Raw genomic sequence first — 458 nt, 5'->3', positions numbered from 1 at the left:
GCCGCCCGACACCGGCGCGTCGAGATAATCGCAGCCGAGATCGTTGATCTTCCTGGCGAATTCCTTGGTGGCGATGGGCGAGATCGAGCTCATGTCGATGACGAGCTTGCCCTTAGACAAGCCAGCGGCGACGCCGCTCTCGCCGAAGAGAACATCTGCGACCTGCGGGGTGTCTGGCACCATGGTGATGATGATGTCGGCGACCTTGGCCACCGCATTGTGGCCGGTGACTGACTTCAGCCCCTTGGCGACGAGATCAGCCGGCGGCTTGGAGCGGTGGTCGCTGGCAACGACCGTATGGCCGGCGTCGAGGAGATGCCCCGCTATCGGCGCGCCCATGATGCCGAGGCCGATGAAGCCGATGGTTTCCATTTGTGTCTCCGTCTTTTGGCAAGCCGCGTTCTACGGCGCCCCCCTCTGTCCTGCCGGACATCTCCCCCACTTGGGGGGAGATTGGC

Annotated in this window: 1 pseudogene; it reads right to left on the bottom strand. The window is 63.8% G+C overall.

Annotation, left to right across the window (positions count from 1 at the left end):
* Positions 1-381, bottom strand: a pseudogene (locus tag EOA27_RS39870) (NAD(P)-dependent oxidoreductase); the annotation flags it as partial.
* Positions 382-458 lie beyond the last annotated feature (77 nt).

The organism is Mesorhizobium sp. M2A.F.Ca.ET.037.01.1.1 (assembly GCF_003998075.1).
Lineage (GTDB): Bacteria > Pseudomonadota > Alphaproteobacteria > Rhizobiales > Rhizobiaceae > Mesorhizobium.
Note: the sequence above shows the minus strand (reverse complement) of the source record. Positions and strands in the feature narration are given on the sequence as shown.